General features: G+C 34.1%; 24 protein-coding genes and 2 pseudogenes. 12 read left to right on the top strand and 14 right to left on the bottom strand.

Annotation, left to right across the window (positions count from 1 at the left end):
* Nucleotides 1-10: 10 nt before the first annotated feature.
* The 3 genes from Q1A60_RS13395 to Q1A60_RS13385 all read right to left on the bottom strand — a co-directional run bounded on the left by Q1A60_RS13395 (nt 11) and on the right by Q1A60_RS13385 (nt 2,671).
* On the bottom strand, nt 11-631 hold the full coding sequence (locus Q1A60_RS13395) for a bifunctional nuclease family protein (protein WP_299768571.1): 621 nt from the start codon (nt 629-631) through the stop codon (nt 11-13).
* Nucleotides 632-849: 218 nt separating this feature from the next.
* Nucleotides 850-1,818: an electron transfer flavoprotein subunit alpha/FixB family protein gene (locus Q1A60_RS13390; protein ID WP_299768574.1), complete on the bottom strand. Its 969-nt coding sequence runs from the start codon at nt 1,816-1,818 to the stop codon at nt 850-852.
* Nucleotides 1,819-1,930: 112 nt separating this feature from the next.
* Complete coding sequence (locus Q1A60_RS13385; RefSeq protein WP_299768577.1) at nt 1,931-2,671, bottom strand: electron transfer flavoprotein subunit beta/FixA family protein; 741 nt, start codon at nt 2,669-2,671, stop codon at nt 1,931-1,933.
* A 252-nt stretch (nt 2,672-2,923) separates the two neighbouring features.
* Between Q1A60_RS13385 and Q1A60_RS13380 the strand changes: the two genes are divergently transcribed.
* From Q1A60_RS13380 to Q1A60_RS13365, 4 genes are all read left to right on the top strand, one after another.
* The gene (locus Q1A60_RS13380) at nt 2,924-3,901 is read left to right on the top strand and encodes a pyruvate dehydrogenase complex E1 component subunit beta (RefSeq protein WP_299768580.1); all 978 of its coding nucleotides are present in this window, start codon (nt 2,924-2,926) and stop codon (nt 3,899-3,901) included.
* A 68-nt stretch (nt 3,902-3,969) separates the two neighbouring features.
* Nucleotides 3,970-6,513 (top strand): DUF5686 and carboxypeptidase-like regulatory domain-containing protein, encoded by a 2,544-nt coding sequence (locus Q1A60_RS13375; RefSeq protein ID WP_299768583.1) that lies wholly within the window; start codon nt 3,970-3,972, stop codon nt 6,511-6,513.
* Nucleotides 6,514-6,838: 325 nt separating this feature from the next.
* A complete protein-coding gene (locus Q1A60_RS13370) occupies nt 6,839-7,366 on the top strand; it encodes an inorganic diphosphatase (RefSeq protein WP_299768598.1) in 528 nt (175 codons plus the stop codon).
* Nucleotides 7,367-7,487: 121 nt separating this feature from the next.
* Entirely contained in the window at nt 7,488-9,923 is a 2,436-nt protein-coding gene (locus Q1A60_RS13365; RefSeq protein ID WP_299768586.1) for a sodium-translocating pyrophosphatase, read from the top strand.
* A gap of 56 nt (nt 9,924-9,979) precedes the next feature.
* On the opposite strand, the gene Q1A60_RS13360 is transcribed toward Q1A60_RS13365, so the two are convergent.
* The 9 genes and pseudogenes from Q1A60_RS13360 to Q1A60_RS13320 all read right to left on the bottom strand — a co-directional run bounded on the left by Q1A60_RS13360 (nt 9,980) and on the right by Q1A60_RS13320 (nt 15,923).
* Nucleotides 9,980-10,651, bottom strand: a complete 672-nt coding sequence (locus Q1A60_RS13360; protein WP_299768588.1) for a hypothetical protein — start codon at nt 10,649-10,651, stop codon at nt 9,980-9,982.
* 199 nt (nt 10,652-10,850) lie between these two features.
* Nucleotides 10,851-11,435, bottom strand: a complete 585-nt coding sequence (locus Q1A60_RS13355) for a lipocalin family protein (RefSeq protein WP_299768591.1) — start codon at nt 11,433-11,435, stop codon at nt 10,851-10,853.
* Nucleotides 11,436-11,563: 128 nt separating this feature from the next.
* Nucleotides 11,564-12,178 carry a deoxynucleoside kinase gene (locus tag Q1A60_RS13350; protein ID WP_299768593.1) on the bottom strand — a complete coding sequence of 205 codons (615 nt, stop codon included), beginning with the start codon at nt 12,176-12,178 and terminating at the stop codon, nt 11,564-11,566.
* A gap of 4 nt (nt 12,179-12,182) precedes the next feature.
* A complete protein-coding gene (locus Q1A60_RS13345) occupies nt 12,183-13,073 on the bottom strand; it encodes a hypothetical protein (RefSeq protein ID WP_299768595.1) in 891 nt (296 codons plus the stop codon).
* Nucleotides 13,051-13,140 (bottom strand): annotated as a pseudogene (locus Q1A60_RS13340) (DNA-binding response regulator); the annotation flags it as partial. The pseudogene Q1A60_RS13340 and the gene Q1A60_RS13345, both read right to left, overlap by 23 nt.
* A 109-nt stretch (nt 13,141-13,249) precedes the next feature.
* Nucleotides 13,250-13,339 (bottom strand): annotated as a pseudogene (locus tag Q1A60_RS13335) (DNA-binding response regulator); the annotation flags it as partial.
* Nucleotides 13,340-13,448: 109 nt separating this feature from the next.
* Nucleotides 13,449-13,547 carry a helix-turn-helix domain-containing protein gene (locus Q1A60_RS13330; RefSeq protein ID WP_363322591.1) on the bottom strand — a complete coding sequence of 33 codons (99 nt, stop codon included), beginning with the start codon at nt 13,545-13,547 and terminating at the stop codon, nt 13,449-13,451.
* 101 nt (nt 13,548-13,648) lie between these two features.
* Nucleotides 13,649-14,326, bottom strand: coding sequence for a response regulator transcription factor (locus tag Q1A60_RS13325; RefSeq protein WP_299767317.1), 678 nt, complete (start codon nt 14,324-14,326; stop codon nt 13,649-13,651).
* Nucleotides 14,319-15,923, bottom strand: coding sequence for a HAMP domain-containing sensor histidine kinase (locus tag Q1A60_RS13320; RefSeq protein ID WP_299767318.1), 1,605 nt, complete (start codon nt 15,921-15,923; stop codon nt 14,319-14,321). Before Q1A60_RS13320 ends, Q1A60_RS13325 begins: the two co-directional genes overlap by 8 nt.
* A 133-nt stretch (nt 15,924-16,056) precedes the next feature.
* Between Q1A60_RS13320 and Q1A60_RS13315 the strand changes: the two genes are divergently transcribed.
* From Q1A60_RS13315 to Q1A60_RS13285, 7 genes are all read left to right on the top strand, one after another.
* The gene (locus tag Q1A60_RS13315) at nt 16,057-16,572 is read left to right on the top strand and encodes a hypothetical protein (RefSeq protein ID WP_299767319.1); all 516 of its coding nucleotides are present in this window, start codon (nt 16,057-16,059) and stop codon (nt 16,570-16,572) included.
* Between the two features lie 23 nt (nt 16,573-16,595).
* Nucleotides 16,596-17,426 carry a GLPGLI family protein gene (locus Q1A60_RS13310; protein ID WP_299767320.1) on the top strand — a complete coding sequence of 277 codons (831 nt, stop codon included), beginning with the start codon at nt 16,596-16,598 and terminating at the stop codon, nt 17,424-17,426.
* A 95-nt stretch (nt 17,427-17,521) separates the two neighbouring features.
* A complete protein-coding gene (locus Q1A60_RS13305) occupies nt 17,522-18,430 on the top strand; it encodes a GLPGLI family protein (protein ID WP_299767321.1) in 909 nt (302 codons plus the stop codon).
* Between the two features lie 81 nt (nt 18,431-18,511).
* The gene (locus tag Q1A60_RS13300) at nt 18,512-21,280 is read left to right on the top strand and encodes a TonB-dependent receptor (RefSeq protein WP_299767322.1); all 2,769 of its coding nucleotides are present in this window, start codon (nt 18,512-18,514) and stop codon (nt 21,278-21,280) included.
* Nucleotides 21,281-21,445: 165 nt separating this feature from the next.
* Nucleotides 21,446-22,186 (top strand): TlpA disulfide reductase family protein, encoded by a 741-nt coding sequence (locus Q1A60_RS13295; RefSeq protein WP_299767323.1) that lies wholly within the window; start codon nt 21,446-21,448, stop codon nt 22,184-22,186.
* Nucleotides 22,187-22,216: 30 nt separating this feature from the next.
* Nucleotides 22,217-22,756 carry a CIA30 family protein gene (locus Q1A60_RS13290; RefSeq protein WP_299767324.1) on the top strand — a complete coding sequence of 180 codons (540 nt, stop codon included), beginning with the start codon at nt 22,217-22,219 and terminating at the stop codon, nt 22,754-22,756.
* Nucleotides 22,757-22,762: 6 nt separating this feature from the next.
* On the top strand, nt 22,763-23,209 hold the full coding sequence (locus tag Q1A60_RS13285) for a DUF1572 family protein (RefSeq protein WP_299767325.1): 447 nt from the start codon (nt 22,763-22,765) through the stop codon (nt 23,207-23,209).
* Nucleotide 23,210: 1 nt separating this feature from the next.
* On the opposite strand, the gene Q1A60_RS13280 is transcribed toward Q1A60_RS13285, so the two are convergent.
* Nucleotides 23,211-23,570 (bottom strand): hypothetical protein, encoded by a 360-nt coding sequence (locus tag Q1A60_RS13280; protein ID WP_299767326.1) that lies wholly within the window; start codon nt 23,568-23,570, stop codon nt 23,211-23,213.
* A gap of 79 nt (nt 23,571-23,649) precedes the next feature.
* Between Q1A60_RS13280 and Q1A60_RS13275 the strand changes: the two genes are divergently transcribed.
* Nucleotides 23,650-24,264 carry a TMEM175 family protein gene (locus Q1A60_RS13275; RefSeq protein ID WP_299767327.1) on the top strand — a complete coding sequence of 205 codons (615 nt, stop codon included), beginning with the start codon at nt 23,650-23,652 and terminating at the stop codon, nt 24,262-24,264.
* A gap of 267 nt (nt 24,265-24,531) precedes the next feature.
* Here the strand turns inward: Q1A60_RS13275 and Q1A60_RS13270 are convergent, their stop codons facing one another.
* Nucleotides 24,532-26,163 carry a serine hydrolase gene (locus Q1A60_RS13270; RefSeq protein ID WP_299767328.1) on the bottom strand — a complete coding sequence of 544 codons (1,632 nt, stop codon included), beginning with the start codon at nt 26,161-26,163 and terminating at the stop codon, nt 24,532-24,534.
* Nucleotides 26,164-26,577 lie beyond the last annotated feature (414 nt).

The raw sequence follows: 26,577 nt of genomic DNA, 5'->3' as shown, positions 1-26,577 counted from the left end.
GTTGGTTAGGTTAGTTTCGTTTAGAAATCTCGTCTCTTATTTTAGCGGCAAGCTCATAATCTTCATTGGTTACAGCTTGCTCAAGTTGAATATTCAACTCTTTTAAAGACATTCTTTGATAGTCGTTTTCACTAGATAATAACTCTTCTTCTTCCTCAAGAATGATTTCATCCATAAGGATTTCATCTTCATCTGTAAATTCTTCAGGGTCTGTATTTCCTTTTAGGTAAATACCTGCTTTATCTAGGATATTTTTATACGTGAATATAGGTGCTTGAAAACGAAGTGCTAATGAAATAGCATCACTAGTACGTGCATCAATAATCTCTTCTATTTTATCACGCTCACAGATGATACTAGAATAAAACACGCCATCTACAAGCTTATGAATAATAACTTGCTTAATCACAATATCAAAACGATCTGCAAAATTTTTAAAAAGATCATGTGTAAGAGGGCGAGGTGGTCGTATTTCTTTTTCTAATGCAATAGCAATAGATTGTGCTTCAAAGGCACCGATAACAATAGGTAGTTTACGATCTCCATCTACTTCGCTCAAGATAAGGGCATAGGCTCCATTTTGTGTCTGACTATAGGAAATCCCTTTTATATTTAAACGTACTAAACTCATAGTTGGTAAAAGTAATAAAAGTTAATTGAGTTTTGAAGTTTATCTAGCGATGAGTTTATGTTTTTTAATGAGAACACGACAATTTCTATAAAATAGGCACGTATGCTCATAAATATTTAAACCCTCATACCATATCTCTAATGCATATAGCGGGTTAAACTAAAAATAGGCGAGAATCATACAATTCTCACCTATTTTTTTCTGTAATAGCAAATATATTAACTATTTGCAGCTTTAAAAGCTTTTAGTTTTTCATTAAGTTCTGGTACGATTTCAAAAGCATCACCTACAATTCCGTAATCTGCTGCCTTAAAGAAAGGTGCTTCAGGATCACTATTGATTACTACTTTAACTTTAGATGAATTAATACCAGCAAGGTGTTGGATAGCACCCGAAATTCCGATAGCGATATATAGATTTGACGCTACAGGTTTTCCTGTCTGTCCTACGTGCTCTCCATGAGGTCTCCATCCTAAGTCAGATACAGGTTTAGAACACGCTGTAGCCGCACCAAGAATATCTGCCATCTCTTCGATCATTCCCCAATTTTCAGGACCTTTAAGACCACGACCTGCAGAAACTACGATTTCAGCATCTGCAATAGATACTTTATCTGAAGCCTTATCTACAGATTGTACTTTTACACCAAAATCTGCATCATCAAAGTTAGGAGCAAAGCTTTCTGAAGCTGCAGCACCACTTGTTTCCTGAAGACCATATGCATTCTTTCCAAGACCTACGATTTTTACAGTAGTAGAAATTTCAGTTTGATTAAATGCTTTATTGGTAAATGCAGTACGTTTTACTTTAAATGGCGCTGTACTTTCAGGAAGTGCAACTACATTTGAAGCATATCCAGCTTCTAACTGCGTAGCAAGTAAAGGCGCTACATATTTTGCATCGGCTGTTTGACTTACGACAACAACTTGAGATCCTTCTGCTTTTGCAGCTTGCGCAATTGCTTTTGCATAAGCAGATGCATTAAAAGCCTCTAGATTGGAATCACTTACTTGTAATACTTTGTCTACTCCATAAGCTCCTAAAGCACCAGCATCTCCTCCGTTTATAGAAACTGCGGTAACTGTAGTACCCATCATATCTGCAATACCTTTTGCATAACTAGCTACTTCAAAAGCTGTTTTCTTAAAAGTACCGTTTTCTGATTCTGTATATACTAAAACTGACATAATTTGTGACGTTTAAGTGGCTGCTTATTTATCTTAAATAACAACCTTATATTTTAATTTTTTACTATTGTATACGCTTTCGCGAAAGCGTATATCTCTCTATTGAAATTGGTTAGATTGCTTTTGCTTCGTTGTGAAGTAAATCAATTAATGCATCTACATTGTCTACAAGCTTTACAGCACCTTTTGGAGCTGGCTTTTCAAAAGATACAGTCGTCGTATCTGCCGAAGCACCCGCTGGTTCAACAACGTTAAGAGGCTTTTTACGAGCCATCATAATTCCTCTCATGTTTGGAATACGAAGATCACTCTCTTCTACAAGACCTTTCTGACCTCCTATAATTAAAGGAAGACTTGTTGCTACGGTTTCTTTACCTCCGTCTATTTCACGAATTGCAGTAGCAGTTGTACCGTCTACTTCTAGACTAATACACGTATTTACGAAATTTGCTCCTGTAAGTCCTGCAAGCATTCCCGGTACCATACCTCCATTGTAATCAATAGATTCACGACCAGCAATCACTAAATCATATCCTCCATTTTGAACAACAGTAGCAAGTTCTTTTGCAACTTGTAAGCCATCTTTGGCTTGTGTGTTTACACGAATCGCTGTATCTGCTCCTATAGCAAGGGCTTTACGAAGTGTTGGTTCTGTTTCAGGACCTCCTACATTTACTACATCTACAGATGCACCTTGTTTTTCTTTAAACCACATGGCGCGCGTAAGTCCAAACTCGTCATTTGGATTAATAACAAATTGAACTCCGTTTGTGTCAAACTGAGTATCATTATCTGTAAAATTAATTTTAGAAGTAGTGTCAGGTACGTGACTTATACATACTAATATTTTCATAACAATTTAGTATTTATTATTTAGGTATTTTTGTGTTTTTGTAATAGCTGTCGAAAAAAGAAATAAATACTATCATGGTACTTTATATAAATAATTTTTAGCACGATAACATTACTATTTCGTTTTCGTAACAAAAGTACGTTAAAAAACTTAATTTTACTATGCGTGCATAATAAAATTTTATAAAAAAGCAATTTAAAGAGCAATCATAAATGCTTACTTTTGTTACCCTATTTTAAAGTCGATTAATTAATGAGAACAATCCAATTTAGAGAAGCGGTATGTGAGGCAATGAGCGAAGAAATGCGTCGCGATGCCTCTGTATATTTAATGGGTGAGGAAGTCGCCGAATATAATGGAGCTTATAAGGCATCAAAAGGAATGCTAGATGAGTTTGGTCCAGACCGTGTAATTGATACGCCTATTGCCGAACTTGGTTTTGGTGGTATAGGTGTAGGAAGTACTATGACGGGATGTCGTCCTATTATAGAGTATATGACATTCAACTTTTCTTTAGTTGGGATTGATCAAATTATAAATAATGCTGCTAAGATTAGACAAATGTCTGGTGGGCAGTTTCCATGCCCTATTGTTTTTAGAGGACCAACGGCTTCTGCAGGACAATTAGGAGCAACGCATTCACAAGCTTTTGAAAATTGGTTTGCAAATACACCTGGACTTAAAGTTATTGTTCCTTCTAATCCTTATGACGCCAAAGGACTTTTAAAAGCTGCCATTAGAGATAATGATCCAGTTATTTTTATGGAATCAGAGCAAATGTATGGTGATAAAGGAGAAGTGCCAGATGGAGAATATATATTACCTATAGGTGTAGCTGATATTAAAAGAGAAGGTACAGATGTGACTATTGTTTCTTTTGGTAAAATTATTAAAGAAGCATATAAGGCTGCAGATGAGTTAGCTAAAGAAGGGATTTCTTGTGAAATTATAGATTTACGTACTGTGCGTCCTATGGATCATAATGCGATTATGGAATCTGTAAAGAAAACAAATCGTCTTGTTATTCTTGAAGAAGCATGGCCTTTTGGTAATGTTTCAACAGAAATTACGTACCAAGTACAAGAACAAGTCTTTGATTACTTGGATGCGCCCATTATAAAAATAAATACGGCAGATACTCCAGCGCCTTATTCTCCAGTTTTATTGGAAGAATGGTTGCCAAATAGCGGAGATGTCATAAAAGCTGTTAAAAAAGTACTATATAGATAAAAGGTACGTTAACGTAACAATAATGGAGCTTCATTAGTAACAATTAATGAAGCTCTTTCATTTTATATATGAATAGCTATAGAATATTAATACTCGTACTGCTTTTTCCTTTAATGATGGTCTCTCAGACCAAAGTAAGCGGTATTGTTTATGATGAACAAGATAATCCTGTACCATTTGCCAATGTAGTATATGTAGGGTCTAATGAAGGAACTATTACTAATGAAAATGGACGTTTTTATCTTGAATCTGATGAGACTTGGGATAAAATACGCATCTCTTTTATTGGATTTTCAGAAAAAGAAGTCACACTTACTGCTCGTGTAAATTATGACATGAAAATCATACTTGCACAAGAAGCGGCATCCATAGATGAAGTATTTATCTACTCTGGAAAAACATCAAAAAAGAACAACCCAGCTATTGATATACTTCGTAAAATATGGTCCCGTAAAAAACAAAACGGACTCAGGCAGTTCAAACAATACGAATATGACAAGTATGAAAAAATAGAATTTGATCTGAATACGATAGATAGTGCTTTGATTAATAGTAAGCTCTTTAGAGGAATGGAGTTTATTTTTGACCAAACAGATACGTCTAGTGTTACAGGTAAAACATACTTACCCATTTTTGTAAATGAGGCAGTTTCTAAAATATACGGTGATAACGAATCAAAAAAAGAAAAAGAAGACTTACTAGGAAATAAGAACAGTGGATTTAGTGAAAACCAAACAATCATTGGTTTTGTAAAAGATTTATATAACGATTATGATGTATATCAAAACTACCTTAAGTTTTTTGATAAAACATTTACAAGTCCGATAAGCCGCACAGGAATTCAAACCTATAATTATGTATTAGCTGATAGTGCTTATATAGATAATAAATGGTGTTATAATATTATTTATTATCCCCGTAGAACAAATGAGCTTACCTTCAAAGGAGATTTTTGGGTAAATGATTCTACGTGGGCTATTAAAGAAATTAATATGCAACTCTCTAAGAGTGCAAATATTAACTGGGTTAAAGAAATTTACCTAGAGCAAGAATTTGATATTGTAAATGACACCACCTTTTTGTTGAAAAGAGATTACTTCCTTTCAGATTTTGCATTTCGAAAAAAAGAAGAGTCTAGAGGTCTTTATGGAAAACGTACAACACTTTATGATAATTACGTTTTTAATCAAAAAAAGGATAAAGAATTTTACGAAAAAGAAGTGTACTATTATGATAAGGATGTTTATAATAGGGATGATGATTTTTGGGAAAAGAACAGAAAAGAAGAATTAAGTGCCGACGAAAAAGGTGTCTATAAAATGCTAGATACCCTTAAGACAGTGAAAAAGTTTAGAAACCTCTATAACTTAGGATCTGTATTAGCATCTGGGTATTGGGAGTTTCCAAGTCTTAATCTTGATTATGGACCTATATTTTCAACATTTGGATTTAATGAAGTGGAAGGGCTACGTCTTCGTACAGGAGCAAGAACCTATTTTGGACAAAACGATTTGTGGAGAGCTGAAGGTTTTCTTGCCTATGGATTTAAAGATCAAAAATTTAAATTCGGATTGTCTGGAAAATGGCTTGCAGATAAGAAAAGCCGATTAATATTCTCTGGTGGATATAGACAAGATGTAGAACAAATAGGAGCTAGCCTTACAACCTCTAGAGATGTCTTAGGGAGGAATCTGGCTTCTTCTTCCTTAGTAAATACTGCAAGTAATGATAAATTGACATCAATACAGCTTACAAATTTTGCTGTTGAAATAGAACCTGTGCGAAACCTTAAATTCCGAACAGACTTTTCATTGCGAAGCTTAGAGTCTGCATCAGAAACATTTAACCTTGAATATTTTACAGATGCGTCTGAGACAACGACAAAGGCAGATTTAATCCAGACCGAAGTGGTTTTTACAACGATATGGGAACCAGGAAAGAAAACTTCTGGATTTGGTGTAGAACGACGTGTCGTAAATGAATGGTTTCCAAGCTTTTTCTTGAGTTACACTCGCGGTCTTGAAGGAACTTTAAATAGTGATTTTGAATATGATCGATTACAATTTTCCTTCAGAAAAGGAATTCGTATAGGAGGATTTGGGACCTTAAATGTATCTACAGAAGTAGGAAAAACATTTGGAGAAGTCCCATTAGCCCTGTTAAGCCCAGTGCCCGGAAATCAATCGTTATTCTCTATCTTTAATACCTATAGTCAGCTTAATTTCTATGAATTTGTGACAGATGAGTATGTTTCTGTACAACTAGAGCATAATTTTGGAGGACGATTATTTTCTCGTATTCCGTTTTTAAAGAAATTGAATCTTAGAGAGATTGTTGGGATACGTGGTGTGATAGGAAATATTTCTCAAGAAAATATAGATTTGAATAGACCTGCATTTGAAAATCTTCGTTTTATTCAAAATGACTTGCCTATTTCTACACTCACTCCTGAAGACATTGCTCCTACTGTAGAGCCTTATTTTGAATATAGTTTTGGGGTAGGAAATATTTTTAAAGTCTTCCGCATTGATGTGAACTTTAGAGGAAGTTATAATGACTTGCCAGATGCGCGTAATTTTGGAGTTACGGGATCTTTCGGATTCTTCTTTTAAGTTCTTTAATGCTGCTAATAAATCGTTCTTAAAATATTTATTACACGAAAACGATAGCGTAAAGTATCCTAACTTAAACTTAACACGCTATTCTTTGGCTATATCATTGTTTCAGCGTATTTTTGCACCCCGAAAACGAAGAACATATACTTTTTAAGTATTTAAATAATTGGTTTTCAATTGTTTAATTGTGTTTTTAAAATTTCTTTATACGCTTTCGCGAAAGCGTATAATTAATCAGGCATATGTAGTGAATAGTTTTTGTAATAAAGAAATAATAACTAGGAATGCTTTTTAAAGATACCCGCCTATGCGGGCAATGAATATGACAGCAGATAAAATAAAGACGTTTGATGTACTTATCGAAATTCCTAAAGGAAGTCGTAATAAGTATGAATATGATTTTGAATTGAAGAAAATACGATATGATCGTATGATTTTTTCATCAATGATGTATCCTGCAGATTACGGGTTTGTGCCTGAAACACTCGCTTTAGATGGAGATCCTCTAGATGTGTTAGTATTGGTAACTGAACCTACGTTTCCAGGATGTGTTATTGAAGTAAAGCCTATAGGTGTTTTTCACATGGCCGATGAAAAAGGACCTGATGAAAAAGTAATATGTGTACCTGTAAGTGATCCAATAGCTAGTAGAGTAAATGATCTTTCTGAATTAAATCCACATTTAATCAAAGAGATTGAGCATTTTTTCCAAGTATATAAAGATCTTGAAGAGAAAAAAGTAGACGTAGGAGGATGGGGAGATGTACAAGAAGCAAAAGAAATTGTTGCAAAATGTATAGAACGTTACCAAGATAGTGACGTGCCACGCAGTGAAGTAAGTATCTACTAAATTACACTTTTTAAAAGAATTAGCCTTTAGCCACAATCCTTTGGATTGAGGCTTTTTTTGTTCGCTCTGATTTTCCTACATTAGCGACGCTTAAAAAATAATTAAACCAAAAAGATATTATATGGAATCAATGATGATTTATATGCCTATTGCAATGGCAGTATTAGGGCTAATTTATATGCTAGTGAAGCGTTCTTGGGTGATGAAACAGGATGCAGGAGATGGTAAGATGAAAGAGATTTCTGATCACATTTATGAAGGAGCCTTAGCGTTTTTAAATGCAGAGTATAGATTACTCGCCATTTTTGTAGTTATTGTAAGTGTTTTATTGGCCATTGTTTCGTTTGTTGTTCCTACAACACACTGGCTTATTGTGATTGCATTTATTTTTGGCGCTATATTTTCTGCTTTTGCAGGAAATGTAGGAATGAAAATCGCTACAAAAACAAATGTAAGAACTACACAAGCAGCACGTACAAGTTTGCCAAATGCACTTAAAATCTCTTTTGGAGGTGGTACGGTAATGGGACTTGGTGTTGCAGGTCTTGCCGTTCTAGGACTTACGGCATTCTTTATCTTTTTCTTTCACTTCTTTATGGACGGAGCTTGGACTAATACGATGGATATGACTATCGTTTTGGAGACACTAGCTGGTTTCTCTTTAGGAGCTGAGTCTATTGCACTATTTGCTCGTGTAGGAGGTGGTATATATACAAAAGCCGCCGATGTAGGAGCAGATCTTGTGGGGAAAGTAGAAGCAGGTATTCCAGAAGATGATCCTCGTAATCCAGCAACTATTGCTGATAACGTAGGAGATAATGTAGGAGATGTAGCGGGTATGGGAGCCGATTTATTTGGTTCATACGTAGCAACCGTTCTTGCAGCAATGGTATTAGGTAATTATGTGATTAAAGATATGGGCGGAAGTATCTCTGATGCTTTTGGAGGAATAGGTCCTATCTTATTGCCTATGGCAATTGCAGGTGCAGGGATTATCATTTCTGTTATAGGAACTATGCTTGTGAAAATTAGCAGTAATGAAGCAAAAGAGTCTCAAGTAATGGGTGCTCTTAATAAAGGAAACTGGACATCTATCGTTTTAGTAGCCTTAGCATGTTTTGGGCTATGTATTTGGATGCTTCCTGAGACTATGAAAATGGAATTTTTCGGAGAAGGTCTACAAGAAATTTCTTCTATGCGTGTTTTTTATGCTACGCTTGTAGGATTAGTTGTTGGCGCTGTGATTTCTTCGGTGACAGAATATTATACGGGATTAGGTAAATCTCCTATCCTTAAAATCGTACAACAGTCTTCTACTGGAGCAGGAACAAATATTATTGCAGGTCTAGCAACAGGAATGATTTCTACATTCCCATCGGTATTATTATTTGCTGGCGCAATTTGGGCATCCTATGCTTTTGCAGGATTCTATGGAGTAGCACTTGCTGCTTCTGCAATGATGGCAACTACGGCTATGCAGCTTGCGATTGATGCTTTTGGACCGATATCTGATAATGCTGGCGGAATTGCAGAGATGAGTGAGCAAGAGCCTATAGTACGTGAGCGTACAGATATTTTGGATTCTGTAGGAAATACAACAGCTGCAACAGGAAAAGGATTTGCTATTGCTTCGGCAGCATTAACGTCTTTAGCTTTATTTGCAGCGTATGTAACATTTACGGGAATAGATGGAATTAACATATTTAAAGCACCGGTACTTGCAATGTTATTTGTAGGAGGAATGGTACCTGTAGTATTTTCTGCACTTGCAATGAATGCAGTAGGAAAAGCAGCCATGGAAATGGTACAGGAAGTACGTCGTCAGTTTAGAGATATTCCAGGAATTATGGAAGGTACAGGGAAGCCAGAATATGATAAGTGTGTAGCTATCTCAACGCAAGCGTCTTTAAAGGAAATGATGTTACCTGGATTATTAACGATAGGATTCCCATTAGTGATTGCTTTTGTGCCTTTATTATTTGGAATGGATAATTTAGCTATTGCTGAAATGTTAGGAGGATATATGGCTGGAGTTACGGTAAGTGGAGTGCTTTGGGCAATTTTCCAAAACAACGCTGGTGGTGCTTGGGATAACGCAAAAAAATCTTTTGAAGCAGGAGTAGAGATTAATGGAGAAATGACCTATAAAGGCTCTGATGCGCATAAAGCAGCAGTAACAGGAGATACTGTAGGAGATCCATTTAAAGATACATCTGGGCCATCTATGAATATTCTTATTAAACTAACCTGTTTAATTGGTTTAGTAATCGCTCCAATTCTTGGAGGACATACAGAAGATGGTGTTGCTATGGCAAATGTTCAAGAGATTGGAATTGTTGCCAGTACAACTTCTGATGAAGATGGAGAAAAGGAAGTACAGGTAGAAATGGTTGCTGGTAAGGATGGACAAGCAAAAGCAATAGTGACTACAAAACTTACTAAGAAAGGAAAGACAATGACCCAAAAGAAAGAATATGAGGGTACTGTAGAAGAAGTGAAAGCAGCAGTAGAATCTGCAAACGAAGGTGTTACTATTAAAGTAAATACAGAAAAATAAAAAACCTGTTTGAATAAATAAAAAAGCGAGCTGTTAGGCTCGCTTTTTTTATGCTATTAATTACACTGATGTTTTGTGAGTTTAAAAGTAGCTTTTAAATAACGATTACTGATACCAGATGTATTACATAGTAAAGCATCTCCAAAAAAGTTTACATCAGAAACAATCCAACTTGGATGATTTGTTTGTTGGTATTCTCTTATTTTACAAGCAAAATGATCTTTAAGTTCATTTGCTTTTTCAGGAGTAATTCCATCACTTGATAAGTATTCATAATAATCATATTCAAAAGTGTCAAAATTAAAAGCAGGGCTTTCTATGAAAAAAACTTCTCCAAATGCATCTTCTATTGGAGGTCCGCAAGGACGGATACAGGTGTAACTAAACTCACAACTTGATAGGAAATTTTGTTCTAATTCATAATCTATGTACCCAGGTCCATTGTCTCCTATAGTCCAAATAGTTGTTGTTGTAATTGGAGCTATATAATTTATAAAGGTACACGTAGTAAGGTTATTTGAACCTTCAAAACTTGGAGTACAACCAGATCGTCTTGTTGTATTAGAATTAGGCTTGGTCGTAATTTGAAAGTGTACTTTTTCTGTAGCACCGAGATTTGAAACATCTGTACTATTAAAGATATTTTCATCTTCCGTTTGACAAGAAATCGACACGAGTATTACTGCAATAGCAATAATCCATTTTAATTTTAAAAATTGGTTTTTCATTTTAGCTATGTTTATGTTAATAATCAAGCTGTTCTGAAAAAAATAATTTTGTTACCCGTCTATTTAGTTAAAGCGAATGTTTTAGTATGTATGAGATATAAATGATAAGTATAGATATAAAAAAGACGAACTATTTAGCTCGTCTTTTTAGTTCAAATAGCGTTGTGTTTATAATTTAAGAAATAAGGGGTAATTATTCTTATAATCTTTCAAGGCTTACCGATGCATTTACAACTGCTGTAGTTTCAATACCTTGTTGCTCAATTACAAACTCAGCATCTGTTATCTCTATGACAAGTGTAGTCTCATTTAACGTGGTAATAGTACCCGTACTTTCCATATCGTTAGAACTAATAGTAATCTGATCTCCATCTATAACCCAATCTCCAGAATCAATAAATAAAATACCAGGAATAACCTCTGTAATAGATTGTCCAGCAATTGTAGTTGTTAATTCAATATTATAATCTCCATCTGCAGTTACCTCGTTTGGCTCTTCAGTAAAAGTAACAGAATAATTAAGGTCAATACCTTCTCCTAGAAATTCAGTTTCTATAGTTTGCCCTGCAATTTCAACAGTCGAAGTTCCTGAAGCATCAATAGAAGTGACTTCCCACATACCAATTACAGATGCAGATTCATCTTCTGTCTCATCAGAAGATTCATCCATGTTTTCTGGAGTCTCTTCATTCATGGGATCAGGAGTTTCATTACTATCATCGTCACTGCAAGAAGCAATAATAATTGCAAATAAAAAGAGAAAAGTTAGTTTGATAATTTTCATTACACGTAGTTTTTAGGATTTAAAAATATGTGGCGAAAATAGGGAAATATAAATTACTTGTAATATAAGTTTATTAATGACTCATAATCAAGCAAGAAGGGTCTGTTGGGAAGGTGCTTTTATGGTAATTAGAATAAACCGTGTAGTTGAGCGTCGATTTTATTAATAATTTCCCCTAAATCTTCTGGATTGTCTACAAAGTTAATATTGTCTACATCTATAATAAGAAGTTTTCCTTTTTTGTAGTCATGTATCCAAGCTTCATAACGCTCATTAAGCCTACTTAAATAATCAATACTTATAGAGTTTTCATAATCACGCCCTCTTTTATGGATTTGAGATACAAGATTAGGGATAGAACTACGTAAGTAAATCATTAAATCAGGAGCATCTACTACACTTTCCATTAAGTCAAAAAGAGAACGATAATTGTGATAATCACGATTGGTTAATAATCCCATCGCATGTAAGTTAGGTGCAAAAATAAATGCATCTTCATAGATGGTGCGATCTTGGATAATACTTTTTTTACTTTCACGTATTTCTAATAATTGACGAAAACGACTATTCAAGAAATATATTTGTAAATTAAATGACCAACGTTCCATAGCGTTGTAAAAATCGTCCAAATAAGGATTGTCTACCACATCTTCAAATTGCGGAGTCCATTTATAATGTTTAGCAAGAAGTTTTGTGAGCGTTGTTTTTCCTGCTCCTATATTACCGGCGATTGCAATGTGCATTAGATTATTCTTTTGATAGATTGAGTCTGTAAGAGGTCAAAACTTGACCATCGTAAATATAAAGGATTTCATCCTTGATCGAAAACTGTTTTACTTTAATTTCTGGAATTTCTAGATTTGAAAGTTCTACTATATCTTTTTCCTTATATACGAGTTTTTCATCCGATAAAGCAAAAACGTATTCATTATATATTGTAATAGCTTGTATTTCAGCTTCTATTGGGAGTGAGTTAATTAAACTTCCATACACTGTATAAGAATCTATGGTGTTTTTTGTTTTTACCCAACATACATTAAAATTGCTAGTAAGCTCTAAGGCAGGTAAACTTGTAGGAGGAAACTCAGTAATCACTTTATTTTGATTGTAATCAAACAATTCTAAGCGTTGTATATCCGTATTAAAAATCCACAAACGCCTATCTCCAGCATTGGTGGCTTGGCTTATGTTTCTAAAATTTTCTATAGCACTAAAGTTAATACGTCTAATCTCAGCCAATGTATTATCAAGAATAACGACTGTATTAGAGTCTTTATAAAAAACAGTGAGCTTAAGGGGGTTAATTACATCTACACTTGTAATCTCTCCTAGATTAAGAGCCGCATATTCAAGTACGGTGTTGTTGCTTTTTTTATAAAGCGTACTTTTAGACGTATAATAAAGATTCTGAAAATTATCAGCGCCAATAAAAGAATCGCTTTGTAATGGAACTTCGTTGAGTTTTGTGATAGTAAAAGACTGCGCCAGAGCAATACTCTGAAAACATATAAAAAAGAAAAAGACTACGATTCTCATTAGGGAGGTAAAGTACAAAAATCTAGCCGTTTTTTGAGTACGCTTTCGCGAAAGCGTATAAAGAAGCTTTTCTCTTAAACTAACATATGAGTTTATATCCATATCCTCTCACATTTACAATAGAGATATCAGGATCTTCTTTAAGTTTTTTACGAAGCTTGGTGATAAAACATTTGTAGAGTGATCACTAAAAAGGAACAAGTAGGTAACGGAAAGTTTTCTAGTTTTTGTGCTCCGCATTTTACAAAAACCAGAAAACAACCACCCCGTTTATGGGACTAGCATATGAGTTTATATCCATATCCTCTTACATTTACAATAGAGATATCAGGATCTTCTTTAAGTTTTTTACGAAGCTTTGTGATAAAACATTTGTAGATTGATCACTAAAAAGGAACAAGTAGGTAACGGAAAGTTTTCTAGTTTTTGTGCTCTGCATTTTACAAAAACCAGAAAACAACCACCCCGTTTATGGGACTAGCATATGAGTTTATATCCATATCCTCTTACATTTACAATAGAGATATCAGGATCTTCTTTAAGTTTTTTACGAAGCTTGGTGATGTATACATTTATAGATTGATCACTAAAAAGAGTATAGTAGGTAACGGAAAGTTTTCAAGTTTTTGTGCTCCGCATTTTACAAAAACCAGAAAACAACCACCCCGTTTATGGGACTAGCATATGAGTTTATATCCATACCCTCTTACATTCACAATAGAGATATCAGGATCTTCTTTAAGTTTTTTACGAAGCTTGGTGATAAATACATCCATAGAACGACCGCTGAAGAAATCATCATCACCCCATAATTTTTTAAGGATTAAGGAACGGTCAAGGACTTGGTTTTTATTCTTATACAGATGAAATAATAGATGTGCCTCACGGTGGGTGAGGTTTTGTTCGCTTTCGCGAAAGCGTAACACCTGTTTTGGAAATTCAAAAATATAGGCGCCTATTTTTAAGGTATCTGCATTTTTTTGCTCTAAACTTCTATTGAGTAAGTTATTGATACGCACAATAAGTTCTTCGATACTAAATGGTTTTTTTAGATAATCGTTACCCCCTATACTAAATCCTTCTACCACATCTGCCGTTTGAGATTTTGCAGTAAGAAATATAATAGGAATCGTATCATCCAGTTTTCGAATCTCTTTTGCGACAGTAAACCCATCCATTTTTGGCATCATAACATCTAGCACAACAATGGCTGGCTGGTGATTTATATATGTTTGTAATGCTTGCTCACCATCTATACACAAAGTGACATCAAAATCACGAGTTTCTAGACTCTCTTTTACAATTTGACCCAATGCAGGTTCGTCTTCGGCGAGTACTATTTTTATTTTAGACATAAGGTAAAAGAATTTTAAAACGAGTTGGATTTGTATCTACAGTAATCGTGCCTTCGTGTTTCTCTATAATGACTTTGGTGTAATAAAGACCTATTCCAAAGCCTTTCACATCATGAGTATTTCCTTTAGGCACACGATAAAATTTTTCAAAAATTTGTGTTACTTGCGTTTTTGTAAGTGTATTTCCTGAATCTGATATAATAATTTCTACACCAGGTTTTAGCTTTTGTATAGCTATTTTAACAGTGTCGCCACCATATTTTATAGCGTTATCTACAATGTTATCTAGCGCATTTTCTACGTGAAAAGCATCAATAGGAATCCAAATATTATCTTCTTCAGCTTGAAATACAATTTCTTTTTCAGTGTACGTAGCTACATACTTTTGATGTATAGACTCAAGTACATCTATGATATTGGTTTCTTGTTTATTAAGTGCTAATGCTTCACTGCTTATCGTTGCTGTTTCTAATAGTTTTTCGACCATTTCATTGAGCTTACTCACTTGTTGAGAAGACATTTCTACATATTTTTTTGTCTTCTCCATATCATTAGAAGCATTAAAATGCTGAATACTTTCCATAGCAACACCTATCGTAGCTATAGGTGTTTTGAATTCATGCGTCATATTACTGATGAAATCATTCTTGATCTCAGCAAGTTGCTTTTGTTGTTGTATAATATGTAAGAGATATAATAAACTACCTATAACGGCTCCTAGTAATAGTATGGATAATAAAATACCAAGTAAGTTTCTTTTTAAAACCACGCCTGCAATATTTTGAACACCCGCTTGTAAGACAAACGCTTCAGGTAATAGTAAGGATGTTGAGGTTACCACTAGGTCGTCTGTTAGAACTATAGTATCATTGGCGATAGAGTCTTGGTAGGAAATATTATGTGGTGTACGGATACTTTTTCTAGTGAGTTCATTTGTAAATAAAGAATCAATTGTAGGAATATCAACCGTGTCATCTGTAAATGAAAGCACAATTCGAGTGGTTAAATCTTTAAGCGCATTTGTGCGTAAAGAATCCCCTTTAATTGAAGCTCCAAATCTGTATGATGTGTCATTATGTGTACGACTGTTAAATCTTCTAAAGATAGTATCTATGCTTTTTCCATTTGTACTTTTTATAGTAAATGAACTTTTGGGCTTAAGGGAATCTTTTTTATAGCTACTTTTTCGAAAAGAAGTTAAAGACTTCGTAGAGTTTTGTATGATAGAATCTATTTCTTCAGACGTAGCACCCTCAATGGTAAGATAATCACCAGAAAAAATAGAATCAGTAATAATAACTGATGCTGAATTTCTACTAAAGCCATTTGCCGTACGGTCTGTAAAATTTTTGAAACGATCTGATTTAAAAAAATCTTTAGGATATTTTTCATTGCTAAAAAAACCTAAAGTGTTTTGAGCCGCTTTGTTTTCATAATAAATACTAACAGCATTATCCAAGCTTGCTTGTACGTCATTAACAAGCTGTTGCTTTCCTGCTTGATAATTTTTGTAATTCCAATATACTTGTATAGCGAGTGTAATCAAGATCACACTACTTATAAAGTATATAATGGTTTTATAATTTCTTTCTTGCATACCCCAAAAGTAGGAGGTTCATCCCTTGTAAAAAAATCGGTTAACACTCGTTAACGTTGGTTAACGTAAATATAGATTCAAGATATGCAAATTTGTAGTGTTCAAAATGTATAACCATAAAATCATAATACACATGAAAACGTTACTAACTATTATCGCAGCCTTATGTATAACCACAACAACATTTGCACAAACGGTTATCAAAAAAGAAGCAATCATTGAGATAAGTGATCAAGAAAAAGAAAGAATACAAAATGTAATCACAGAACTTTCTGAAAAATTACAAGCATCATTAAAAGAAAAAGAAACATGGAGTAAAAATGACATTACGTCTTTAAAAGAATTATTAGAAAAAATAGACCATACTAATAACATAGATGATGTACGTAAAAAGATTATCATAAAATCAAGTGATGATTCAAATAACACGTCTATTTCATATGCTTTTACTCTAGATGCTGATGAAGAAGTAACTATATTAGATGGATTAGAAGCATTAAATCTTGATGATTTAAAAGAAAAACTAACGGAATTATCGATATCAATAAATGATAGTGATGCTTTAAAATTACTCGCTAAAAAACTTAAAGAGAAGCATGCCGTTATTGTAAAAGAGATTGAAGAAAAAGAAGAGAAGTCAAAACACTAAAAACTATATAACTTTACTAGATTATGAAAAATATCATCTTATTTATTTTAGTATTCGCTTTCGCGAAAGCGAACTCACAAAGCATTCAAGGAGTAGCCACCTATCAAACCCAACGTCATGTTGATATTAAAATGGACAGCACTTCTGGGATGAATGATGAAATGCAGAAGTCAATCCAAGAGCAATTACGCAAGCAGTTTCAGAAAGAATATACCTTGTCTTTTAATGAAGCAGCAGCTACCTGGAAAGAAGAAGCAACCCTTGATAAACCACAAGCTCCACCAAGTGGAGGAATTAGTATCGTACTAAGTGGGAATAGTGATGTTTTATATCAAAATATCAAAGATCAAACGTATACGCAACAAAGTGATTTGATGGGGAAACAGTTTCTTATAGAAGATAAACTTGAAAAACCTGAGTGGAAACTTGAAAAAGAAACAAAAAATATAGGACAGTACACGTGTTTTAAAGCTACCTGGACTAAAGAAGTAGAACAGCGATCTTTTCATAAAATAAATGGAGAAGGAGAAGAAGAAGTAAAAAAGGTAGAAAAAGTAACCACAGCGTGGTATACACTTGATATCCCAGTGCAACATGGTCCAGATGATTTTTGGGGATTGCCAGGTCTTATACTTGAAGTGAGCGATGGTAAGATGGCCATGATGTGTACTCAAGTTGTTATTAATCCTAAAGATGGGGTTACACTGGAGATTCCTACAAAAGGAAAGAAGGTGAGTGAGGCAGAATATCAAGAAATTTCTGAAGAAAAAGCAAAAGAAATGATGGAACGCTATGATGGGGGAGGACGTAAAAAAGAAAATGGAAATACGTTTTCTATCAAAATAGGAGGGTAAGTAACCTTGCTGAAATCATAAAGTATTCTTAAAAAAAAGAAGTCGCCTAAACTTTGGTTTAATTTTATAGTCTAACGAACTAAACAAATTACACTATGGTTCTCAAAAATATGCGAAGTGTTATCATGCTATTTATAAGCTTGTTTGCACTTACTACGTATGCTCAAAATGTACAAGGAGTTGCTACGTATCAAACAAAGACAACAATAGATATGTCACGTTTTACAAGAGATGGGCAACAAATGTCTGAGCAACGTAAAAAGCAAATTATGGAGCGTATGAAAAACTTTTTGGAAAAAGAGTTTACGCTTACATTCACCAATACGGAATCTTTTTACAAAGAAGAAGAAAAACTAGCAACACCCGGACAAGGTGGTGGTCGTTTTGGAGGCGGTTTTACGCAAGGAGGAATCTATAAAAATGTAGATCAAAATGCGTATGCAAGAGAAAACAATATGTTTGGGAAAGTCTTTTTAATCAAGGATACGATTAATCATCTAGAATGGGAACTCGTAAAAGAGAGTAAGATGATAGGACAGTATCCTGTTTTTAAAGCGGTAGCAACAAGAGATATTGAGCAGAACATTTGGAGTAGAATGGGACGTCGTGCAAGAAATGCTCAAAAGGCAAGAGAAAAGGAAGATGATACGCTCAAGACAGCAAGTACAGAAGATAAAGTTGCTGAAAAACCAGAACCTAAAACAGAAACCATTGTTGCATGGTATACACCTATGATTCCTGCAAGCCACGGACCTGACGATTTTGGAGGACTTCCAGGACTTATCTTAGAACTAAGTACTAATAATACCACCATGTTATGTACAAAGGTAGTACTAAACCCTAAAGAAGAAATTGTGATTGAAGTTCCTGAAAAAGGAAAAGAGGTAACACGAGAAGAGTACCGAAAAATTGTAGATGAAAAAGCAAAGGAGATGTCTGAACGTTATGGAGGCGGTAACCGTCGCGGAGGCGGTGGTAGAAGAGGCGGTCGATTTGGCGGATAATCATACTACAATCATCATATATAAACAATAGAAATTCAAGAATATATACTCTTGAATAACGAACCAATACACACAATCAAAATGCGTTTAAAAACTAGTATGTTGGTGTTGCTCTTTGCAATGCCCTTGAGTCTCTTTGCCCAAAGTATAGAACTTAGAGGTACTGTAAAAGACAGTATAGGAAACCCTTTAGAGCTAGCCAATATCATTGCTACAAATAAAGCAGAAGGCACCTTAGAATCTTACGGAATAACAGATGCTCAAGGTCGATATAAATTAGAATTAGCTGTAAATACGACCTACGAACTTAAGGTGAGTTTTCTAGGATTAAAATCAGAAGTTGTAGATTATACGGTTCCAGAAAATGGAGCAGATGACACAAAAGATTTTACCTTAGTTTCAGATCCTAATCAATTAGATAATGTAGAACTCGTATATGAAATGCCTGTAACGGTAAAAGGAGATACTATTGTATATAATACCGATAGTTTTACCAATGGAAACGAAAAGAAGCTAGGGGATGTACTAAAGAAACTTCCTGGTGTTGAGGTGACAGATGATGGGGAAATAGAGGTAGATGGCCAAAAAGTTTCTAAAGTAATGATAGAAGGGAAAGACTTTTTTGATGGCGATAGTAAATTAGCGACACAGAATATTCCTGCAGATGCCCTCAAAAAAGTAGAAGTTCTCAAAAATTATAATGAAGTATCTCAAATGCGAGGTTTAGGAAATGATCAAGATAATATAGCCATTAACCTTAAACTTAAAGAAGGAAAGAAGAATTTTTGGTTTGGTGATATTACAACAGGAGCCGGAGAAGGTGGTGATGAATTTAGATATACTGTAAAACCTAAATTGTTTTACTATAGTCCCAAAGGGAGTATTAATGTCATTGGGAATTTTAATAACACGGGAGAAGTCCCTTTCACGTTTAGAGACTACTTTAATTTTACAGGAGGATTTAGAGGCTTTAATCGACGAGGAGGAACCTCTTTTAATATTTCTGATGGAGGATTAGGCTTCCTAACAACACAAAACAATAGAGCCAATGAGATAGAATCTGATTTTATTGGAGCTAACTTTACCTATAGCCCTTCAAAAACGTGGGATCTTAGCGGATTTACAATTTTGAATGATGGCCGTACTAATTTTATAAATAACTCATTAAATACGTTTATAAACGGAGGGGTGTCTCAAGAATTTAACGAAGTAAGTGACCAGCGTAATCAATTAGGAATGGTAAAATTTAGCGCTGTACATAAACCAAGTACAAATCTTCAGGTAGATTATGATGTATTAGCTAAATTATCTAAACAAACAGAGTTTTCTGATGGTACTTCTATAGAACGTTTTACAGATCCTGATGGGAACTTTGTAGAGCAAATAGACAACGTAGATCAACGTAAAGAAAACAGCCCGTTTTCTGTGAACCAGAATTTAAATGTGTATTATACTCTAAATGAGAACAACATTTTTGCCGCTACAGCGCAACACCTTTTTCAAGAGGAAGACCCTTTTTATAACGCATTGGTAAGTCAGCAACCTTTTCAATCTGTATTACCATTAACGACAGAAGGACAAGATCTTTTTAATGTAAGTCAAGATAAAACGATACGATCTAATAAACTAGATGCAAAAGTAGATTACTACTATGTAATCAATAATAAGAGTAATATTAACTTGACACTTGGAAGTACATTAAGTAGACAGGATTTTAACTCTAATATTTTTCAGATTTTAGAAGGTAATGGACGTGAAGATTTTGATAATTCACTACCTGATCCTGACACAGGAGAGGTTGCATCACTAGGAAATGATGTGCAATTTAATTTTAGTGATTGGTTTTTAGGAGCACACTATAAGTTTAAAACAGGTATTTACACCTTTACGCCAGGACTTACATTACATAGATATGGGATTAAAAGTGATCAAGCTGGAAGTATTACAGAAGATAATCAGTGGTTAGTATTGCCAGATTTCTTTGCCATAGCTCAATTTGCACAGAGTAAAAGATTGCAATTAAACTACCAAGTAACGGCTCAATACACAGATGTGAGTAATTATGCTGAGGGGCTTGTGTTTAATAATTTTAACCGTTTGTTTAGAGGAAATCGCAACTTAGAGAATGCACTCTTCCATAATGTGAACTTAAACTATTTCAGCTTTAGTATGTTTAATTTCACAAGTATTTTTGGAGGCGTAAATTATAGCAGACGTATAGATCCTGTAAAAACGGCAGGCGTATTTCAAGGAATTGATCAAATCTCATCGCCTATAAACAATACAAATTTTGTAGATGAGACCTATGGAGGGAATGCGCGTTTCTCTAAAACATTCAAAAAATTCAAGTGGAATGTACGAGGAAATGTCTCTTGGAGCGATCTTAACAATGTAATTAATGGTCAAGATCGTAACACGAAGAATTTTACACAGAATTATCAAACAAGTTTGGAGACCAATTTTAAAGAAGCGCCTAATTTTGAAGTAGGGTATAACTACACAAGTACACGCTCTGATAATGGATTTACCGATCGTACTTTTATTACCAATAGACCTTTTGCAAACATGGAAGTAAACTTCTTAAAAGGATTTACATTTGCTGCAGATTGGAGTTATTATGACTATGATGATAATGATGACAGTACAGATTTAAGTAATACATATCAGTTTTTAGAAGCCAACTTGTATTACCAAAAACCTGAAAGTAAATGGGAGTTTAGAGTACAAGCAACTAACTTATTAGATGTAGATGTTATTAGTAATAATAATGTGAATGATATCTTGATTTCAAACACAGAATATTTCGTTCAGCCGCGTTATGTTATCTTTACAGTAAAGTATAATTTGTAATATGCTTTTTATGCTTTCGCGAAAGCGTATAAAAGCTTTGAAGAAGTTTATACTGAGCAAAGCCGAAGTACGGGTGTATACAGTAAGAGCGTATATAGAAAACTAACCATTTAATTAAACTACATTATGAAAGTGAAAACAATCCTACAAACTGTCTGTTTATGTATGTTATTCATATTAGTATCCTGCAAAAACGAAACGACAACAAATAAAACTTCTTTTTTAGATGGGCTGACAGAAATTCCAAATGAAGAGATGGAAAGTCTTAGTTTTGAGATTGAAGACGTAACATTTTATAATGCAGAAGGAGACTCTTTAACACAAGATGAGGCAATGGAGTATCTTAATGGAGGTTCTTTTCCTAAACTATATAAGAATGAAGATGGAGAAGTTTCAGTAGGAATACTTGCACCTCCAAGTGAGGAGCAAAAAGCGGAGATGATGAAAATGATGGCTCAGTTTGAAGAACAAGAAGCAAAGCTTCAAGAAAGTGTTGGACAGCCACTTCCAAAATTTGATCTTGTAGATTATGAAGGGAAGCAAATAACTTCAGAAGAATTAAAAGGGAAAGTAACGGTAGTAAATTTTTGGTTTAAAGAATGTAAACCTTGTATTCATGAAATGCCAGAGCTTAATGAATTGGTAGCAACATATAAAGACAATCCTAGTGTGCAATTCATAGGATTTTCTACAACCGCAAAAGACCGTTTGCCTTCGTTTTTTGAAAAACACAGTTTTGATTATCGTATTGTTCCTGATAGTCAATCATATGCTATGCAAAATGGAATCACTGGATATCCTACCAATATAGTTGTAGATCAAGAAGGAAATATAACCTTCCTGAGAACCGGATTTGTTTCGGGTATTGCCGAAACTATAAAAGAAAATATAGAAAACTTGTTATAATGTGATTAACGGCAAGAAGTTCTTTACAATATGAGAGCAATCCTAATTACAATTGCATTATTTTTTATGAACTCATCTATGTACATGATAGATTTTGGGACTTCTTGTGATACTTGTGACTGGTTTGTAGTGGTAGATGGTGTGATGGGAGGACGCTCTAAAGGCACCGTTGTAGAGACTGAAGATAGTGTTGTTTTTACGGGCGAAATATCACTTGAAAACAATGGGGGTTTTGCATCGTATCGAAGTGCGTATGGGGAGTATGATCTATCAAAATTTACAGAAGTTGAGATTAGATACAAATCTACAGGACAGAATTTTGCATTTACATTAAACAATTATCAAAGGTTCTATAAACCTAGTTTTAAACATGAATTACCTGTTACTAATGGAATGTGGAGAGAAATAAAACTTCCATTACGAAATTTTAAAAAATATCGACTAGGGAATCAACTTTCAGGAAATCCATCTGAAGAAGAGTTAGCAAGTATCATTCGATTAGGTCTTATTTCTAATGATGAAAAGGCAAGTGCTTTTATCATTGAGATCGACTATATTCGTTTTAAATAATTTAAAATGCCCATAACAACACTTCAACAACTTTATAAAAGAGATCTCACAAGGCTTAAAACAGAAATCACTTCATATACCAAAGAAGAAAACCTATGGATCATTGATGGCACTATAGCAAATTCTGGAGGAAATCTTTGTCTACACTTGTTAGGAAACCTCAATGCATTTATTGGTGCAAAAATGGGTAATACAAACTATGTACGTGATCGCGCGTTTGAATTTGCTGGCAAAGATGTTCCCGTAGCAACACTCGTACAGCAAATAGATGAAACAATACATGTTGTACATGAAGCATTGACGCTGGTAGATCAAGAGATGCTTGCATCAGAATATCCGATTCAAGTGTTTAAAGAAAAGATGACGTATGAGTTCTTTTTAATACACTTATCGTCACATCTTACGTATCACTTAGGACAAATTAATTACCACAGACGATTACTTGATAAGTAAATTACTGCTTTATTTTAACAGGAATAGGTCCGCCGCTAGAGATCCATCCGCCACCTATCTCATCTATATTAATATCCAGTTCATCACTGGTGTTAATACGACGTAAATCTACTCTTAACTCATCATAGGTGTCAATATTTTTAATATTCACATCTAGTTGTTCAGTACTTACTAAACGTACATTAATAGATCCATCTTCATTTACAGGAATAAGACCATAACTGCTATTTACAACAGGTATATCACTGTTTGCTGAGGTAGCATGCGCTTCTGGAATTATAGAAATATCTTTTAATACAATAATAGATAGTGCGATAGCAATAACAGTAAGAATACTTTTTGTGTATAGATCGGTTTTCATAAGAATATTGTTTTTATTAGTGATTGAATGTAATCAAAAATAAAGCCATATCTTTTCTGTAACTAACTATTGATATTCTATGAAAGAAATTACCTATGATAAAAATCGGGTCATTAATTTTAGTGATGCGGTATTCTCTATAGTCATGACACTTCTTATATTAGAAGTTGCAGTACCTTCTGCAAGTGCAATTAGCACCACAAAATTCACCACCTTACTATCTAATAGAATTCCAGATTTTATTGGATTAATTGTTAGTTTTTTGGTGAGTGCACTTTATTGGATAGGTCATATACGATTAATGAAGTACGTAAGTGTCGTTAAAGGAAAACTATTATGGCTCAATATTTTCTTTTTATTGGCTATCGTAATATTACCTTTTTCAACAGCGATGTATGTAAACGGGTTTAATCATACAGGCCCTTTTGTGTTTTATTGTATTAATCTTGCTGTTATTGGATTTTTTAATTTATGGATGTTACGCCATGTATACTACCAAGAGAAGCAGAAAACAGGTTTTACGAGACTATACTATCGGTGGTATCGTGCTCGTGGTTTAAATGTAATGGTCATCTGGATAGTCGCATCACTTATAGCTTCCATGCTGCCTTTAGGATCTCGATTGATATTCTTATTATTATTTGTATTTCAATTTTTCATAGACCGTCGTTTTAAGAAGAAAATAAAGGGATAGGGCCTATTAAATAAATGGTTTATACGCTTTCGCGAAAGCGTAATTAGTAACAAAAAAGAAACCCATCTAAAAAGATGGGTTTTTGTTAAAGCATATATTTATGATAGAAATGAAAAAGAGTGTCTGAAAAGTAGTCAAAAACGTCATTCTGAATTCATTTCAGAATCTCATTGTATTAGTTCTTAATTTTGTGAGAAGCTGAAACAAGTTCAGCTTGACGAAAAAAAATCTTTTCAAACACTCTTTTAATAATATCTTATTGCGCTATTAATTCACTTTAATACCTTTCATCTCCTGTCCTCCTTGATAAAGCGTTACATGGGTTACATTTTTTGAGGCATCACGTGTAAAGATTAATTTAGCAGGGACTACTTTTAGGAAAAAGGCATCGGTGTCTTCGCCAAAGATTTCAATTTTTGATTGTCCTGTAGCTTCTGCAAAGATTTGATTCCCTGCTGTTGTGATTTCAATACTGAAATTAGGATTTAATTTATAGGTTCCTATATAGTCTTTAATTGCATTTGGATCAAGCGAGATACCTTCTTTGTCAGCAGTAGCTTTTTTAGTGCTTTCTACACCTACTTCTTCATCAATACGATTTTTGAAAACAGCTTTTTTCTTTCCATTTTCTTTAGAAAAAATATAGGTGGTAAAACTATCTTCAAAAATAAAAGTATGATCATCTAAAGGAGAAATAGAGATTTTTTCACTCCCTTCTCGTTGACTATACAACTGGTCTCCCTCTAGGGTTACAAATCGTAATACATCATTTTCAAACTCATAGGTACCTGTCCATTTTTGTAATTGTTTCTGAGAAAGATTCACTGAAGTCGTATTTGTAAACATAGGAGTATCCATCACCATGCTCGCAAGTTTTAAGGTGATATCTTGTGGAGAGTTGCCATTAGCATTTGTAAGTACAATGACATAAATATCTTCATCTGGAACATATACACCTTGAGTGACAAAACCAAAAATCCCACCTCCATGTTCGATACTTTGTTTTCCGTTTAGCTCATTAATTTGCCAACCGTACCCATAATTGGTAGGTTTTCCATTGTTAAGGAAGGTGTTTGTATGTGCTTTAGCTTTACTTTTTGCACTAATTAATGTGTTGTCTATTATTGCTTTATGCCATAAAAACATATCATCTACACAAGACATTAAAGACCCGGCAGCATAGGGTATGGTCATGCTTATTTGCATCGCATTACGAAATCCTTGGGCTGTAGGTTGATATCCAGAAGCTCTGTTTTTAATAATTCTTGCTTTATCTCCGTAATACGAATTTTTCATTCCAAGCACATCAAAAATACGTTGCTGAATAAAATCTTCATAGGTCTTTCCAGTTACTTTTTCGATAATATACCCCAATACAATATATCCAGAATTGTTATACTCCCATTGTTCTCCAGGTTGGAAATCTACAGGTTCGTCTTTAAAATAATCTATGATTTCAATGGGGCTTTTATCAATTTTCCCAAACGCATTGAGTCCTTCCATGGCAGTGTAACTCTTAATGCCTGAAGTATGGTTTAATAGTTGGTGTATCGTTATTTGATCTCCATTTGGATAGTTAGGAAGGTATTTTGAGAGTTTGTCTTGAACGTTCAGTTTACCTTCTTCTTCAAGCATTAAGATGGAAACTGCTGTAAATTGTTTTGTAATAGAACCTATTTCAAAAACATGATCTGGATGCATCACAATGTTGTTTTCTAGATTTGCTTTTCCAAAAGCATTTCTATAAAGGACTTTGCCTTTTTTTGTAACTAAAACAGTGGCTCCAGGTCCATCACTAGGATACTTTTTTTGGAATAGCTGATCAAAAGTTGATGTAACATTCTGTGCACTTAATGAGGTGACAAAAAGTAATATGAATAGTATTTTAAAAATTTTCATGAGGTGATTTTTCGATTGATTAGTTATAAGACGATCAACTATAGGAATTGGTTACAGTAACGTAGATGTAATTTTTTTATGTGCTTTAACATTTCGCTTTTCCTAAGGTCGTGAACCTGCCTGCCTGCTGGTCTTACAAGTTCGATTTTGCACTTCGCCATGCTCAGTATAAACTTCTACATCATAAATTCCTTGAAAGCGTTTACATCTATTCAAATATATTTTGTTAAAGTCTATAAACTAAGTAGGATATTCCTTTAGAAAATTGTTTTAACAATACATAAACAAATGTACTGTTTTCGATTTAGTACCTTTGTTTAGTTTTATTAATAAAAACTGACTAGCAAAATGAATAATGCTTCTAGAATATTTATAGGTATACTTTTTTGTTTGATAAACATGATTTTCATTCAA

This window comes from uncultured Dokdonia sp. (assembly GCF_947492535.1).
GTDB lineage: Bacteria > Bacteroidota > Bacteroidia > Flavobacteriales > Flavobacteriaceae > Dokdonia.
The sequence above is the reverse complement of the archived record's forward strand: the minus strand, read 5'-3'. Positions and strand labels throughout refer to the sequence as shown.

Coding starts and splice junctions, on each gene's coding strand:
- Q1A60_RS13395 (WP_299768571.1), bottom strand. CDS start 631: ATGAGTTTAGTACGTTTAAATATAAAAGGGATTTCCTATAGTCAGACA.
- Q1A60_RS13390 (WP_299768574.1), bottom strand. CDS start 1,818: ATGTCAGTTTTAGTATATACAGAATCAGAAAACGGTACTTTTAAGAAA.
- Q1A60_RS13385 (WP_299768577.1), bottom strand. CDS start 2,671: ATGAAAATATTAGTATGTATAAGTCACGTACCTGACACTACTTCTAAA.
- Q1A60_RS13380 (WP_299768580.1), top strand. CDS start 2,924: ATGAGAACAATCCAATTTAGAGAAGCGGTATGTGAGGCAATGAGCGAA.
- Q1A60_RS13375 (WP_299768583.1), top strand. CDS start 3,970: ATGAATAGCTATAGAATATTAATACTCGTACTGCTTTTTCCTTTAATG.
- Q1A60_RS13370 (WP_299768598.1), top strand. CDS start 6,839: ATGACAGCAGATAAAATAAAGACGTTTGATGTACTTATCGAAATTCCT.
- Q1A60_RS13365 (WP_299768586.1), top strand. CDS start 7,488: ATGGAATCAATGATGATTTATATGCCTATTGCAATGGCAGTATTAGGG.
- Q1A60_RS13360 (WP_299768588.1), bottom strand. CDS start 10,651: ATGAAAAACCAATTTTTAAAATTAAAATGGATTATTGCTATTGCAGTA.
- Q1A60_RS13355 (WP_299768591.1), bottom strand. CDS start 11,435: ATGAAAATTATCAAACTAACTTTTCTCTTTTTATTTGCAATTATTATT.
- Q1A60_RS13350 (WP_299768593.1), bottom strand. CDS start 12,178: ATGCACATTGCAATCGCCGGTAATATAGGAGCAGGAAAAACAACGCTC.
- Q1A60_RS13345 (WP_299768595.1), bottom strand. CDS start 13,073: ATGGATATAAACTCATATGTTAGTTTAAGAGAAAAGCTTCTTTATACG.
- Q1A60_RS13325 (WP_299767317.1), bottom strand. CDS start 14,326: ATGTCTAAAATAAAAATAGTACTCGCCGAAGACGAACCTGCATTGGGT.
- Q1A60_RS13320 (WP_299767318.1), bottom strand. CDS start 15,923: ATGCAAGAAAGAAATTATAAAACCATTATATACTTTATAAGTAGTGTG.
- Q1A60_RS13315 (WP_299767319.1), top strand. CDS start 16,057: ATGAAAACGTTACTAACTATTATCGCAGCCTTATGTATAACCACAACA.
- Q1A60_RS13310 (WP_299767320.1), top strand. CDS start 16,596: ATGAAAAATATCATCTTATTTATTTTAGTATTCGCTTTCGCGAAAGCG.
- Q1A60_RS13305 (WP_299767321.1), top strand. CDS start 17,522: ATGGTTCTCAAAAATATGCGAAGTGTTATCATGCTATTTATAAGCTTG.
- Q1A60_RS13300 (WP_299767322.1), top strand. CDS start 18,512: ATGCGTTTAAAAACTAGTATGTTGGTGTTGCTCTTTGCAATGCCCTTG.
- Q1A60_RS13295 (WP_299767323.1), top strand. CDS start 21,446: ATGTTATTCATATTAGTATCCTGCAAAAACGAAACGACAACAAATAAA.
- Q1A60_RS13290 (WP_299767324.1), top strand. CDS start 22,217: ATGAGAGCAATCCTAATTACAATTGCATTATTTTTTATGAACTCATCT.
- Q1A60_RS13285 (WP_299767325.1), top strand. CDS start 22,763: ATGCCCATAACAACACTTCAACAACTTTATAAAAGAGATCTCACAAGG.
- Q1A60_RS13280 (WP_299767326.1), bottom strand. CDS start 23,570: ATGAAAACCGATCTATACACAAAAAGTATTCTTACTGTTATTGCTATC.
- Q1A60_RS13275 (WP_299767327.1), top strand. CDS start 23,650: ATGAAAGAAATTACCTATGATAAAAATCGGGTCATTAATTTTAGTGAT.
- Q1A60_RS13270 (WP_299767328.1), bottom strand. CDS start 26,163: ATGAAAATTTTTAAAATACTATTCATATTACTTTTTGTCACCTCATTA.